A 13,234-nucleotide genomic window follows, 5' to 3' on the forward strand; every position below is an offset into this window, starting at 1 on the left:
GGGTAGTTCGGTTCCTACAGCCGAATCAAGAAGGTTTGTCAAAGGAACGACAGGTCATCTGCCTCCCTTTCTAACCTACGGTCCAGCAAGGGAAAGCGATGAACGGGCCTCCCCGATGCATTGCGCCCGCTCATCGCATCGGAGTCCGCCGTCATGGCAGAAAGTACTCAGCACAAGCTCGACCGGGTGCGCCCGCCCCGAGTGCAAATCACCTACGACGTCGAAATCGGCAACGCCATCGAGAAAAAAGAATTGCCACTGGTGGTCGGGATTCTTGCCGATCTGTCGGGCAAGCCGCTCGAACCATTGGCAAAACTGACTGACCGGCGTTTTACCGAAATCGACCGCGACAACTTCAACGAAGTGCTCGCCTCGATCGGCCCGCGCGCCACGCTGCAGGTCAACAACACCCTCAGCGGCGACGACAGCAAGCTCAACATCGAACTCAATTTCAAACACATCGACGACTTCGACCCAGTCAAGGTGGTGGAACAAGTCACACCGCTGCGCCGCCTGTTCGAGGCCCGCCAGCGTCTGCGCGATCTGCTGACCAAACTCGACGGCAACGATGACCTGGACAAGCTGTTGCGCGACGTCATCGCCAACACCGAAGGCCTGCAGGAAATCAAATCGGCCCGCCCGGACAACGCTACCCCGGCAGCTGATGCCGAGGCGCCGGCCGAACCGCAAGCCTGATCGTCCACTTACATCGAGGGGAGAATTCGCCATGCCCGCTTCAGCTCAGAAACAAGCCAGCGACAGTACGACCGAGACACTTTCCCTGCTTGACCAGATCATTCTCGACGGCCGCATGGCCCACGATGACAGTCAGCAGGATTACGCCCGCGACATGCTCGCGGAGTTCGCCACCCAGGTCCTCGACGAAGGCATGGCCATCGACAAGGACACCGTGGCGATGATCAACGACCGTATCAGCCAGATCGACGAGCTGATCAGCGCCCAACTCAACGAGGTCCTGCACCACCCCGACCTGCAAAAACTCGAAGCCTCGTGGCGTGGCCTGCACCTGCTGGTGCAGAACACCGAAACCAGCACCCGGCTGAAACTGCGCCTGCTCAACGTCACGCAGAAAGAGTTGCAGAACGACCTGGAAAAAGCCGTCGAGTTCGACCAGAGCGCGCTGTTCAAAAAGATCTACGAAGAGGAATACGGCACCTTCGGTGGCCACCCGTTCAGCCTGTTGGTCGGTGACTACACCTTTGGCCGGCACCCGCAGGACATCGGCCTGCTGGAGAAACTGTCGAACGTCGCCGCCGCGGCCCACGCGCCGTTCATTGCCGCCGCCAGCCCGCGCCTGTTCGACATGAACAGCTTCACCGAACTGGCGGTGCCGCGTGATTTGTCCAAGGTCTTCGAGAGCCAGGAGCTGATCAAGTGGCGCTCATTCCGCGAGAGTGAGGATTCACGCTACGTATCGCTGGTGCTGCCGCACTTCCTCCTGCGTCTGCCCTACGGCCCCGACACCTCGCCGGTGGAAGGCATCAACTACGTCGAAGACGTCAATGGCACCGACCACAGCAAATACCTGTGGGGCAACGCCGCGTGGGCGCTGTCGCAACGCATCACCGAAGCCTTTGCCAAGTACGGCTGGTGCGCGGCAATTCGTGGCGCTGAAGGCGGCGGCGCGGTTGAAGGTTTGCCGGCGCACACCTTCCGCACCAGCTCCGGCGACCTGTCGCTGAAATGCCCGACGGAAGTGGCGATCACCGACCGCCGCGAGAAGGAACTCAACGACCTCGGCTTCATCGCCCTGTGCCACAAGAAGAACAGCGACGTCGCGGTGTTCTTCGGCGGCCAGACCACCAACAAGTCCAAGGTCTACAACACCAATGAGGCCAACGCCAACGCGCGGATCTCGGCGATGTTGCCGTACGTGCTCGCGGCCTCGCGTTTCGCCCATTACCTGAAGGTGATCATGCGCGACAAGGTCGGCAGTTTCATGACCCGCGACAACGTGCAGACCTACCTCAATAACTGGATCGCCGATTACGTGCTGATCAACGACAACGCGCCGCAGGAAATCAAGGCGCAGTACCCGTTGCGTGAAGCCCGCGTGGACGTCACCGAAGTCGCCGGCAAACCTGGCGCCTACCGGGCGACGGTGTTTCTGCGGCCGCACTTCCAGCTTGAGGAACTGACTGCATCGATCCGTCTGGTGGCGACGTTGCCGCCACCGGTTGCCGCTTAAAGCTCCAGAGAAAACCCTGATGGCGAGAGGATTTATCCCCTCGCCACGGGCTCCGTGTTCAGCCCATTTGCCTAATGTGAATTTCTTCAGGAGTTTCAAGCGATGGATGCAATCATTCTCGACCTCGGCGGCGACATCAAAGGCGACAGCCTGCTCGAAGGTTTTGCGGACAAGATCGAAGTCATGTCCTACAGCCACAACGTGGCGATGCAAGTCACCAACGACGTCAGCAACTCGGAGCGCACCTCCGGCAAACCCCATGTCGGCGAGTTCACGGTGACCAAGTTTATCGACAGCTCGACACCGTCACTCAACGAATACTGCTGCGCCGGCAAACCGATCCCCGAAGCCATCATCACCATCGGCCGCAACGCCGCCGAGGGCAGTGGGCAGTTGATGCCCTTTATCGTCTACACCCTCACCAACGTGGTGCTGTCCAACGTCAGCGTCAGCGGCGGTACCGGTGGCAAACCGGTGGAAACCGTGTCGCTGAACTTCACCAAGATCAAATGGGAACTCACCGCGCAGAAAGACGACGGCACCAAGGAAGGCACGGCCGCGTCGACCTGGGACATGGCCGCCAACAAGCTTGTCAGCTAACCCGGCGCCTTGGCCATGGCAGGCACCGGCATGCGCGCGCCGCTGTTCGAACGCCTCGCGTCCAGCGAGGCCGAGAGCACGCGCGAGTTCGATCGGCAGGACTTGCTCGACTCGGTGCACGCCGAGCTCGGGCGCCTGTTCAACACCCGCCGTGGTCCACTCACGCGGACCACGCCAGCGAGTGTGATCGACTACGGCATCGCCGACTGGAGCGCCTTGCAACAGCAACGCAGCGATGATCGGCGGCGGCTGGCGCGGGACATCCGCGAAGCGATCATGCATTTTGAACCGCGCCTGCTGCTGGGCGAAGTTCAGGTCAATCCCTTGCCCGAACACCCGCAGCGCATGAGCATTCGCTTGCTCGGCGAATTACGCAGCGGCCAGCAGCACTGGCCGGTAGCCTTTGTCATCGAGCCTGGCGGCGAAGGGCTGGAGGTGCGCCATGAGCGACTCGATTGACCCGCAACTGCTCGATTACTACCAACGCGAACTGACCTGGCTGCGGCATGCCGGCAGCCAATTTGCCGAACGATACCCGAAAGTCGCGCGGCGTCTGGAACTGTCCCCGGGCGAATGCCCCGATCCGCACGTCGAGCGTTTGCTGGAAGGTTTCGCCCTGCTCGCCGCCCGCCTGCAACGACGTCTGGATGACGACTACGCCGAGTTCAGCGATGCGCTGCTCGAGCAACTTTATCCGTTGGCGATGCGGCCGTTGCCGTCCTGCGCCATCGTGCAGTTCGAGCCAGACCCAGGCAAAGGCAAACTCGACGAGGGCTATCCCCTGCCCCGCGATACGCCATTATTCGTCACCACCAGCAAGGGCGAGAGCATTCACTTTCGCACCTCGGCCGCCGTTCGGTTATGGCCGATCGAAGTCACCGAAGCGCTGTTGCTGGGCAGCGATGAAGCCCAGGCGTTGACCGGCGTGGCGCAATCGCGCTCGGCATTGCGTTTGAGTCTGCGCTGCCTGGGCGAGAGCCAGTGGGCTGATCAGGGCATTGAGCAATTGCGCATCCACCTGGCCGCTTCCCCGGTGGTCAATGCTTGCCTGTATGACCTGCTTGGCGCGCATGCGATGCAGGTATTGGCGGGATCGCCGGGCAGCGTTCCGACGGCGCTGAAAGGTTTGCCGAACATCGTCGGTTTCAGCGATGACGAAGCACTGTTGCCGGATGAAGACGGTGTCCATCCGGGCATGCGCTTGCTGGCCGAGTATTTTGCTTTCCCGGATAAATTCCACTTTTTCGATCTGCCCTTGAGCGGTGTTTCCAGCGACAGTCAGGCCCTCTATCTGTATATCGTTTTCGACCGTGTCCCTGCTAGCCGCCTGCACTTGCAGGCCAGTGATATCGCCTTGGGCTGCGCACCGGTAATCAACCTGTTCCCGCGGACTTCCGAGCCGCTGCGTCCCGACGGCACGCGCAGCGAGTATCGACTGATCGCCGACAGCCACCGCGAGAACAGTTTCGAAATCCACAGCATTCGCGGCATGCGCGCCAGTACTCGCACCGGTGTGCAGCGCCTGCCGGCGTATTACGGCAGCCAGCACAGCGGCGGCGACCAGCAGCGCTACTGGCATGCGCGACGGGTCAACGGCATGACGCCAAACCGGCTCGGCAGCGATTTATTGGTGAGCGTGGTCGACACCCGTTTTGAACCGCAAACCGATCTGCCTGATTACAGCCTTACCGCCGAGTTGCTCTGCACCAACCGTCATCTGGCGCAAACCCTGCCGGCCGGTACGCCGCTGGGTTTCGAGCGCCCCGGCCCGGTTGCCTGGGCCCGCCTGCGCAATCCGCCGAGTGCACAAAGTCAGCCGCGGCTGGACGGTGATTCGCGCTGGCGCCTGGTGTCGCAACTGACCCTCAATCATCTGTCGCTGGTTGAAGGCCCGCAGGCGCTGGATGCACTGAAAGAGATTCTGCATCTGCACAACCTGCGCGATGAGGCCAGCGCCTTGAGGCAGATCGAAGGCCTGCTGCACCTCAGCTGCGAACGGGTAATCGGCCATGTTGGCGCTGATGCCTGGCGCGGCTGGCGCAATGGTCTGGAAGTGCAGTTGCAGCTTGATCCGCAGCATTTTGTCGGCAGCAGCGCGGTGTTGTTTTCGGCGGTGCTGGCGCAGTTCTTTTCCCTGTACGCCACGGCCAACCGCTTTGTGCGCACCGTCCTGATGCAGTCCGACAAGGAGGTCAAGGCATGGCAACCCCAAGCCGGCATGCCCCTGTCGCTCTGACCCTGAGCCAGCGCCTGCGCCGTGAGCCGCAGGCCTTCGAATGGTTGCAGGCGTTGCTGTTGCTCGAACGCGAGCAGCCGCAGGCCGACCCACTCGGCAGCGGCACCTCGCCGCAGACCGAAGCGCTGAAACTGCGCGGACCACTGACGCCGGCGTTTGCCGCCAGCCAGATTGAAGCCCTGCACGAAGCGCCTGGCGAACCGCTGACACTCGACACACCGATATTCGGACTCGGCGGCCCGGATGGCCCTCTCCCCTACGCCTATCAGGATTGGCTGCAACAACGGGCGCGGGCCAAAGATCATGCACCGGCCGCGTTTCTCGATCTGTTCCAGCATCGCTTGCTCAGCCTGCTGTACAAAGTGATGCGCAAACACCGGGTGGCGCTAGGCTTTGTCACGCCGGGGGCGTCGCCGGTACAGGCGCAATTGCGCGCGCTGACCGGTTTGCTGCCCAAGGCGTTGCAGGAGCGCCAGGCTGCTCCCGACTGCGCCGTTCTTGCCTGTACGGCGTTGTTTGCCGATGGCCGTCGCTCACTGGCGGGATTTGCCGCGATCGTGCGCGAGCAGTTTGCCGTGCCGGTCGAGTTGAGCGCCTACGAAGGTGCCTGGCGGCAGATCCCGTCCGCCAGCCGCAGCGTGATCAAACCCGGCGGACGCAACCTGCAACTGGGCCGCAGCGCCGTGGCCGGCACGCGGGTCTGGGATGAGCACGCCGGCATTCGCCTGACCCTCGGACCATTGCCGTCGACGCAAGCGGCGCGCTTTCTGCCGGATGGCGAAGCACACCCGGCACTGGCCAGTCTCGCGGCACTGTATTTCGGCCCGGATCTGGACATCAAACTGGTGCTGCGGGTACGCGGTGCCGGGCCGCTGAAACTCGCTCGCCAGACTCCGGCCCTGTTGAGCTGGAACGGTGGGTTGCAGCGTCAGGCCAGCCTCGGCGTGCAAACCATCGAAACCCGACTGCGTCAGCTGGAGATTACCTGAACATGGAACTGGCCAGCCTGATCGGACGCCTCAACCCGGACAACCGTCGCGCCCTCGAACGCGCCGCGCAGCGCTGCTTGCAGCGCGGGCATCACTTTGTCGAGATCGAACACCTGTTGCTGGAACTGCTCGATATCGAGGGTGGCGACTTGGCTTTTCTGCTACCGCGTTTCGGCCTCGAACGTGATGCGCTGACGGCCGAGATCAACAAGGCGCTGGACCTGTTCAAGGCAGGCAGTACGCGCACACCGGCACTGTCGTCGCACACCCTCGGCTTGCTCGAAGATGCGGTGGTGCAGGCCAGTGTGTTGGGACTCGACAGCATTCGTTCCGGCTTGCTGTTGTTGGCGTTGGTTGATCGCGATGAGCGCCGCAGTCTGCTGCTCAACAGTGCCTCGTCGTTGCTGCGAATTCCCAAAGAAGCGCTGCGCGCGAACCTGCTGGAGTGGACGGAAAACTCTCGTGAACATGTCGGTGCGCGTAAGGGTTCATCGGCCAATCCTGCACCGCGCCAGGACTCGCTACTCGATCAATACACTCAGGATCTGACGGCCGACGCTCATGCCGGGCGCATTGATCCGATCGTTGGCCGCGACGGCGAGATTCGCCAGTGCATCGATATCCTGCTGCGGCGCCGACAAAACAATCCGATTCTGGTGGGTGCACCGGGCGTGGGTAAAACCGCCGTGGTCGAAGGCCTGGCCCTGCGCATCGCCGCCGGTGATGTACCGCCATCGTTGCAAGAGGTCAGTCTGCGCGTGCTTGACCTCGGTCTGCTGCAGGCCGGTGCCGGGGTCAAAGGTGAATTCGAACAGCGTTTGAAAGGCGTGATCGACGCGGTGCGCAATGCTGACAAGCCAATCATTCTGTTTATCGACGAAGCCCACACCCTGATCGGTGCTGGCGGCGCCGAGGGCGGCAGCGATGCGGCCAACCTGCTGAAACCGGCGCTGGCGCGGGGCGAGCTGCGTACCCTCGCCGCCACGACATGGATGGAATACAAAAAATACTTCGAGAAAGACCCGGCCCTCGCCCGTCGCTTTCAACTGGTGCAGGTCGAAGAGCCGGATGAAATCACAGCAGTGGAAATGCTCCGAGGCGTGGCCGCCAAACTCGAACAGCATCATGGCGTGCAGGTCCTCGACGCGGCGATTCATGAAGCGGTGAAACTTTCGCATCGTTACATTTCCGGTCGTCAGTTACCGGACAAAGCCATCAGTGTGCTCGACACGGCGTGCGCCCGGGTCGCCCTCGGCCAGCACGACGTACCGCCGCCGCTGGAGAGCCTGCGTCATCGGCAAAACAGCCTCAAGGATGAAGTCGAGCGCCTGCGTCGCGAACAGGCCACAGGGCTGGATCACCGTGAGCGCATCACCCTGCTGGAAACTGAATCCAGCGTAAATGTGCAGGCCATCCGCGAACTGGAAACCCGCTGGGGCGAGGAACGCGTCGCGGTGCGCGAGCTGCTCGATACCCGTCGTGAGTTGCTGGCCTTGAGCGAGCGCGCCGACAGCGACAAACCCGATGAAGCCACCGACAGTCGCATTGATCATCTCGCGGCTGAATTACTGCGCCTTGAGGCCGGACTGGACGCCATCCGCCAGGACGATCCGCTGGTGCCCGAACAGGTCGACACTAAAACCGTCGCTGCGGTAATCGCCGGCTGGACCGGCATCCCCGTCGGCAAAATGCTCGCCGACGAAGCCCACGCCGTGCGCACCCTCGGCACGCGCATGGGGCAACGCGTGATGGGCCAAAGCACCGCGCTCAATACCATCGCCCAACGTTTGCAGGCCTACCGCGCCGGACTCACCGACCCACAAAAACCGGTGGGTGTGTTCCTCCTCGTCGGCCCTACCGGTGTCGGCAAAACCGAAACCGCTTATGCATTGGCCGATGCGTTGTATGGCGGCGAACGCAACCTGATCAGCATCAATCTTTCGGAATATCAGGAAGCCCACACCGTCAGCCAGCTCAAGGGCGCCCCACCCGGCTACGTCGGTTATGGCAGCGGCGGCGTGCTGACCGAGGCGGTGCGGCGCAAACCGTATTCGGTGGTGTTGCTGGATGAGATCGAAAAGGCGCACCCGGATGTGCTCGAGGCGTTTTACAACGTGTTCGATAAAGGCTTGATGGAGGACGGCACCGGGTTGGTGGTCGATTTCAAGAACACCGTGATGCTCGCCACCAGCAACGTCGGCGCCGAACTGTTGCTCGACACACCGGTTGCGCAACTCGGCTCCGAAGCCTTCAACGAAGCCCTGCACAAGGTCCTGCTGCAAGCCTTCCGCCCGGCGTTTCTGGCGCGCATGACCGTGGTTGCCTATCGGCCGCTGGATGAGGCGACGCTGGAAGGGATTGTGCTCGCCAAGCTTGAGAAGTTGCGTGGCCGCTATAAGGCAGCGACCGGCAAACAGTTCGAGTTTGATTCGGGAATTGTCAAAGCGGTGCTCGCCAAGTGCAGCGCGGCCGGTGCGCGGGATGTCGAGAATGTGTTGATGACGCAAGTGACGGGGAAGTTGGCGGAGTGGGTGTTGGAATAGCTTGACGTGATAGGGAGACACCAATCTCAGTAGTTGCGTGCTAACAGCGGTTCATTCTCAGCGATGCTCCCGTCCAGACGGGCCTTTCAACCATCCAGCGGCAGATAAAAAATGTCCAAATACCTATCGCAAGTCCTCCTGTCTTTCCTTTCAGGACACGGTGACGACACCATCAATAACGGGACGAACTCCATAATCGCCAAAGGAAATACAACCGGGGTCACATCGCACTCGTTCATTGCCAATACAACATCCCCTCAAACCGTCGCACAGACAGCGTCCGGAACGATGGGGCCATGGCGTCTCTACGTGCGTGGACATGGCAGTCATTCCAAGCAAACGCTGGGATCATTCTCCGTTGATCAGGTTGCCTGGTATCTCAGTGAGTGTGGGCTCGGCACCAACTTGCCAGACGTCATTTCGGTGACTTCGTGCAAATTGGCACTCGGCACAGATCAATCCACCACCGAAAAAGTTTTTCAGCCCTCTTATGACAGCTTCGTCGGCAGGCTACATAAGCTGCTTGGAAACAAGTACAACCTGTACACCACCATGCACGGCAGAACAATGAACAATAGTGTCGTTAAAAATGCAGGCGCCCATACAGGTCGAAAAACAACCCGCACGCCAGGGGGCAAACATCTTCATCAACAGTCATTCGCAAAAGTTACTTACTACTGGGATAGCAGCAAAAACCAGCAGGTGAAATTTTCCTATAACGAAATGGAGATTGACGCCGAAGTCAGCGAAGCAATGGATATTGACTGGACTCCCGACATGATGGACATCGGGTAAGCGCTGACAACGTCTACCCATAAATAAATAAATAAACAAACAGCCCCTCCCATCCCCAACCGAGAAGCGGTGCATCATGTGCAACTTCAAAAAGATAATTACGATCGAAAGCATTATTGATGAGTTTCGGCTAACCATCGACCCCCATCAAAGCAAACCGCTGGAGTACACCATTTACTCTGCACCTGCTCGTTTCGATGATTCCACTCCGCTGAATTTCGCTGAGAACCAAACCTGTTTCTATCGGGCGATGACCGCCGAAGAGTTCGAGGCGTTCCGGTTCGGCACCGTGTTATCCGCCGCTGGCCATCAGGGATTCGCATCATTCCGCAACTACAGCAAAGCCTACCTCAACAAAATGTTCGGGCGTAGTAACTATGCGGTACTCGTCGAAGTTTATGCTCCCCAATGGATCAATGAGCTTCACACTCACGGGTGGTCAACCGGAAAGGCGGAAAGCGGCGACATGTCTTGGGGTATTGGCCAGACTCAATCCAATGGTTGGACCAACAAGGGAACAATCAAAGCTTCCAACAAAAACCTCGCACGCTCCCCTCTAAGCATATTTCAGACCACTCGTCGTACATTCAAAGTCGTCAATCTCATCATCAAAGCCAAAACCAAGAAAAATGAAGCCCTTAACGCGCCTTCCGACGCACCATGGTTCGGGATATTCAGCACGATAGACACTGACCTGATTTCACCCAAGGACATCGAGTTACTCAAGAAAAGCAACGGTTTTTCATCAGATCTTCCGCGACTACCAATCAGTGAATCTCGTGATGAAAATGGAATACCCACAGATGGCAACTGTTTGTTCCATACGCTCTCAAGATGTCTTCAGCAAAGGGGTATGCATGGAATATCACACGAGGACCTCAGAAACTACGTTTGCTTGTACATGGATAACAACCCGGCCTTCTGTGAAACCTGGGGCATCACGGTGGCGTACATTACAAACATGCGACTATCCGGAACTTGGGGTGGAGGTATAGAAATAGCGATCATTGCGCAAATATATAATGTAAAGATCAACGTCATGATCCCCAATCAGGGATTTACTTCCATGATTGCGTTCAATGCAACGACTGAAACAGCGCCCATTCAAATTGAATACAGAAACGGCAATCACTACACCACGCCGTGAGTGCTGCCAGCGGAAAAAATCGTCACCGTCCTCCATGAACTGAAAGCTCACCAAAGGCCAATTCATGCCTCGCGCCACCGACAGCAGCACTACGATTTCACTCACCGCCACTTCGCTGTCGGCGCTGTTCCCTGAGTCGTTTTCAGGCGACGAAGCCCTGAACATATTGGGTTCACAAACCCTCAACGGTCTCAACGACGGCACTTCTCTTACGCTGACCAGCGCTATTGCTACCCACGTCACCACCACTCTGCACAACGATGCGCAGATGCGCGAGTTCGACGCACTGGTAGCCGAGATCCGCCAACTGCCCGCCGATGCCACAGCCGAGCGCTATAAGATCCTGCTCAGACCGTGGCTGTGGTGGCTGACCCTCGCGAGCAACAACCGCGTATTTCAGAACCTCGCCACGTCGGACATCGTCACGACGATTTTCAAGGCCCATGGCTTCACCGATTTCAAACTCTCGCTGACCGGCAGCTACACGCCCCGTGAATACTGCGTGCAGTACGGCGAAAGCGATTTCGCTTTTGTTTCGCGGCTACTGGAAGAGGAAGGCATCTTCTGGTTCTTCACCCACGACGAAGGCAAGCACACGCTGGTGCTCGGCGACAGCAACGATGCCTTCGTGCAAATCCCCAACGGGCCGAAGGTCAAGTATTTTGGGCAAGGTCTGGGTGAGCGTGAGTTGCACGGCATTCGCTCCGGGCAGGTGTGCCTGCAAGCTGTGTCCGGGGTGTACCGGGCGACGGATTACGAATTTACCACGCCAACCACTTCGCTCTACGGCCAGGCCGAAGCCGTGGCCGGGCCGCTTTCGATCTACGAGCACCCGGGCGGCTACAACGCCAAGGCGCGCGGTGATGCGCTGACCAAGCAACGGGTTGACGGCTTGCGCAGCGAGGAGAAACGTTTTGTCGGCGAAAGCGACTGCCGTTGGCTGATTCCGGGGCACTGGTTCACCCTCGAAGGGCACGACGATGCCAGTCTGAACATCGATTGGGTGGTGACGCGGGTCACCCATGACGCCAGCCACGACAGTTATCGCAACCGCTTCGAAGCCATCCCCAAAGCCACCCCGTTTCGTCCGCAACGTGTGACGCCAAAGCCGCGCATGCATCCGCAGACGGCCATCGTCGTGGGCAAGTCCGGTGAGGAAATCTGGACCGACGAGTACGGCCGGATCAAGTTGCAGTTCCCCTGGGATCGCGATGGCAAGAACGATGAAACCAGCTCCTGCTGGGTGCGCGTGGTGTTGCCGTGGAGTGGCAAGGGTTTTGGCATGCAGTTCATCCCGCGCATCGGCCAGGAAGTCATCGTCACGTTTATCGACGGTGATCCGGATCGGCCACTGGTCACCGGTTGCGTTTATAACGGCGACAACGCCCTGCCCTATGCCCTCCCGGCCAATCAGACGCAATCGGGAATCAAAACCCAGTCATCCAAGGGTGGCGGCGGTTTCAACGAGCTGCGCTTCGAAGACAAAAAGGACGCTGAAGAAGTGTTCTTGCAGGCGCAGAAGGATTTCAACATCAACGTCCTCAATGACACCACTGCCACCGTCGGCCACGACGAAACCCTCACCGTGCAGAACGCGCGCACCCGCACTGTGAAGGACGGCGACGAGACGGTGACGCTGGAAAAAGGCAAACGCAGCGTCACGATTCAGACCGGCAGCGACAGCCTCGATGTAAAGGACAGCCGCACGGTGAAGGTCGCCGCTGATCAGAACCACAGCACCGGCGGCAACTACACCGACAAGGTCAGCGGTGATTACAGCCTGACCGTGGATGGCAACCTGACGATTAAAGTCAGCGGCACCCTGACCCTGCAAAGTGGCGGCAGCTTCACGATCAAGAGCGGCGCCGATCTGGCGACCTCGGCCAGCACCTCGATCACGCACAAGGCCGGCACTGCCTTGACCAATCAGGCCGGTACTTCACTGGACAACAAGGCCGGGACGACGTTGACCAACGACGCCGGGATCAGTCTGACCAACAAGGGCGCAGCCTCACAGACCGTGGACGGCGGTGGCATGCTGACCATCAAGGGCGGTCTGGTGCAGGTCAACTGACAAGGAGAAACCATGGCGATCACACCGCTGGATCTGCAGCAGGATGACAAGCAGCTCAAGGGGCGCCTGCAGGACGGTCAGCTTGATGGCCCGCTGAACATCAAGGATGACGGTCGCAAACAGGCGGATCTGAATTACAACCAGGGCGAATTGCACGGCACCTCACTGCTGTATCACACCAACGGTAAGGTCTCGGCACAGATGCCGTTTGTACGCGGCAAGTTGCAGGGCGTTGCCAGTTTTTATGCGCCCGAGGGTTTTCTGCAACGTAAAGCGACGTATCGCCGCGGCTTGTTGCATGGCGAGGCGTTCAATTACTTTGCCGACGGACAAGTGGCGGAGGCTGAGTTTTATCGCGATGGTGTGCGTGAGGGGCGCTATCAGCGCTTTCACCCCAATGGCAAACCGGCGGTGGAGGCGCGCTATGTGAATGGCCAGTTGCTGGAGCCGGAACAAGGATTTGCCGAGGACGGGCGGCCTTTGGGTGCGGATGGCAAGCCGATTTCGCGGGTGCGCTGGTGGTATCGGCAATGGGCGGATCCGCAGCAGACCTGAAAACCCGGAAGAGCCCCTCACCCTAGCCCTCTCCCAGAGGGAGAGGGGACCGACCGAGCTGTCTTGCTTCATACATCGACCTGTAA

General features: G+C 59.7%; 11 protein-coding genes. All 11 read left to right on the forward strand.

Going from position 1 to position 13,234, the window contains the following annotated elements; genetic code table 11:
• The first annotated feature begins 153 nt into the window (after positions 1-153).
• Entirely contained in the window at positions 154-696 is a 543-nt protein-coding gene (gene tssB / locus PMI23_RS00855) for a type VI secretion system contractile sheath small subunit (protein ID WP_007911036.1), read from the forward strand.
• Positions 697-727: 31 nt separating this feature from the next.
• On the forward strand, positions 728-2,209 hold the full coding sequence (gene tssC, locus PMI23_RS00860) for a type VI secretion system contractile sheath large subunit (RefSeq protein ID WP_007911038.1): 1,482 nt from the start codon (positions 728-730) through the stop codon (positions 2,207-2,209).
• Between the two features lie 102 nt (positions 2,210-2,311).
• The gene (locus tag PMI23_RS00865) at positions 2,312-2,809 is read left to right on the forward strand and encodes an Hcp family type VI secretion system effector (RefSeq protein WP_007911046.1); all 498 of its coding nucleotides are present in this window, start codon (positions 2,312-2,314) and stop codon (positions 2,807-2,809) included.
• Between the two features lie 15 nt (positions 2,810-2,824).
• Positions 2,825-3,268 carry a type VI secretion system baseplate subunit TssE gene (gene tssE, locus PMI23_RS00870; RefSeq protein ID WP_042704864.1) on the forward strand — a complete coding sequence of 148 codons (444 nt, stop codon included), beginning with the start codon at positions 2,825-2,827 and terminating at the stop codon, positions 3,266-3,268.
• Positions 3,252-5,045: a type VI secretion system baseplate subunit TssF gene (gene tssF, locus PMI23_RS00875; protein ID WP_007911051.1), complete on the forward strand. Its 1,794-nt coding sequence runs from the start codon at positions 3,252-3,254 to the stop codon at positions 5,043-5,045. Before tssE ends, tssF begins: the two co-directional genes overlap by 17 nt.
• Complete coding sequence (gene tssG / locus PMI23_RS00880) at positions 5,009-6,034, forward strand: type VI secretion system baseplate subunit TssG (protein WP_007911053.1); 1,026 nt, start codon at positions 5,009-5,011, stop codon at positions 6,032-6,034. Before tssF ends, tssG begins: the two co-directional genes overlap by 37 nt.
• 2 nt (positions 6,035-6,036) lie before the next feature.
• Positions 6,037-8,577: a type VI secretion system ATPase TssH gene (gene tssH / locus PMI23_RS00885; protein ID WP_007911055.1), complete on the forward strand. Its 2,541-nt coding sequence runs from the start codon at positions 6,037-6,039 to the stop codon at positions 8,575-8,577.
• A 111-nt stretch (positions 8,578-8,688) separates the two neighbouring features.
• Complete coding sequence (locus tag PMI23_RS00890) at positions 8,689-9,372, forward strand: hypothetical protein (protein WP_174245056.1); 684 nt, start codon at positions 8,689-8,691, stop codon at positions 9,370-9,372.
• Positions 9,373-9,448: 76 nt separating this feature from the next.
• Entirely contained in the window at positions 9,449-10,519 is a 1,071-nt protein-coding gene (locus PMI23_RS00895; RefSeq protein WP_007911069.1) for an OTU domain-containing protein, read from the forward strand.
• A 64-nt stretch (positions 10,520-10,583) separates the two neighbouring features.
• On the forward strand, positions 10,584-12,593 hold the full coding sequence (gene tssI, locus PMI23_RS00900; RefSeq protein ID WP_007911070.1) for a type VI secretion system Vgr family protein: 2,010 nt from the start codon (positions 10,584-10,586) through the stop codon (positions 12,591-12,593).
• A 12-nt stretch (positions 12,594-12,605) separates the two neighbouring features.
• Entirely contained in the window at positions 12,606-13,148 is a 543-nt protein-coding gene (locus PMI23_RS00905; RefSeq protein ID WP_007911071.1) for a toxin-antitoxin system YwqK family antitoxin, read from the forward strand.
• The last annotated feature ends 86 nt before the right edge of the window (positions 13,149-13,234 follow it).

It is taken from the genome of Pseudomonas sp. GM24 (assembly GCF_000282235.1).
Classification (GTDB): Bacteria; Pseudomonadota; Gammaproteobacteria; order Pseudomonadales; family Pseudomonadaceae; genus Aquipseudomonas.

Bases quoted from the DNA above. Each gene is read 5' to 3' on its own strand.
- tssB (WP_007911036.1), top strand. From the start codon at position 154: ATGGCAGAAAGTACTCAGCACAAGCTCGACCGGGTGCGCCCGCCCCGA.
- tssC (WP_007911038.1), top strand. From the start codon at position 728: ATGCCCGCTTCAGCTCAGAAACAAGCCAGCGACAGTACGACCGAGACA.
- PMI23_RS00865 (WP_007911046.1), top strand. From the start codon at position 2,312: ATGGATGCAATCATTCTCGACCTCGGCGGCGACATCAAAGGCGACAGC.
- tssE (WP_042704864.1), top strand. From the start codon at position 2,825: ATGGCAGGCACCGGCATGCGCGCGCCGCTGTTCGAACGCCTCGCGTCC.
- tssF (WP_007911051.1), top strand. From the start codon at position 3,252: ATGAGCGACTCGATTGACCCGCAACTGCTCGATTACTACCAACGCGAA.
- tssG (WP_007911053.1), top strand. From the start codon at position 5,009: ATGGCAACCCCAAGCCGGCATGCCCCTGTCGCTCTGACCCTGAGCCAG.
- tssH (WP_007911055.1), top strand. From the start codon at position 6,037: ATGGAACTGGCCAGCCTGATCGGACGCCTCAACCCGGACAACCGTCGC.
- PMI23_RS00890 (WP_174245056.1), top strand. From the start codon at position 8,689: ATGTCCAAATACCTATCGCAAGTCCTCCTGTCTTTCCTTTCAGGACAC.
- PMI23_RS00895 (WP_007911069.1), top strand. From the start codon at position 9,449: ATGTGCAACTTCAAAAAGATAATTACGATCGAAAGCATTATTGATGAG.
- tssI (WP_007911070.1), top strand. From the start codon at position 10,584: ATGCCTCGCGCCACCGACAGCAGCACTACGATTTCACTCACCGCCACT.
- PMI23_RS00905 (WP_007911071.1), top strand. From the start codon at position 12,606: ATGGCGATCACACCGCTGGATCTGCAGCAGGATGACAAGCAGCTCAAG.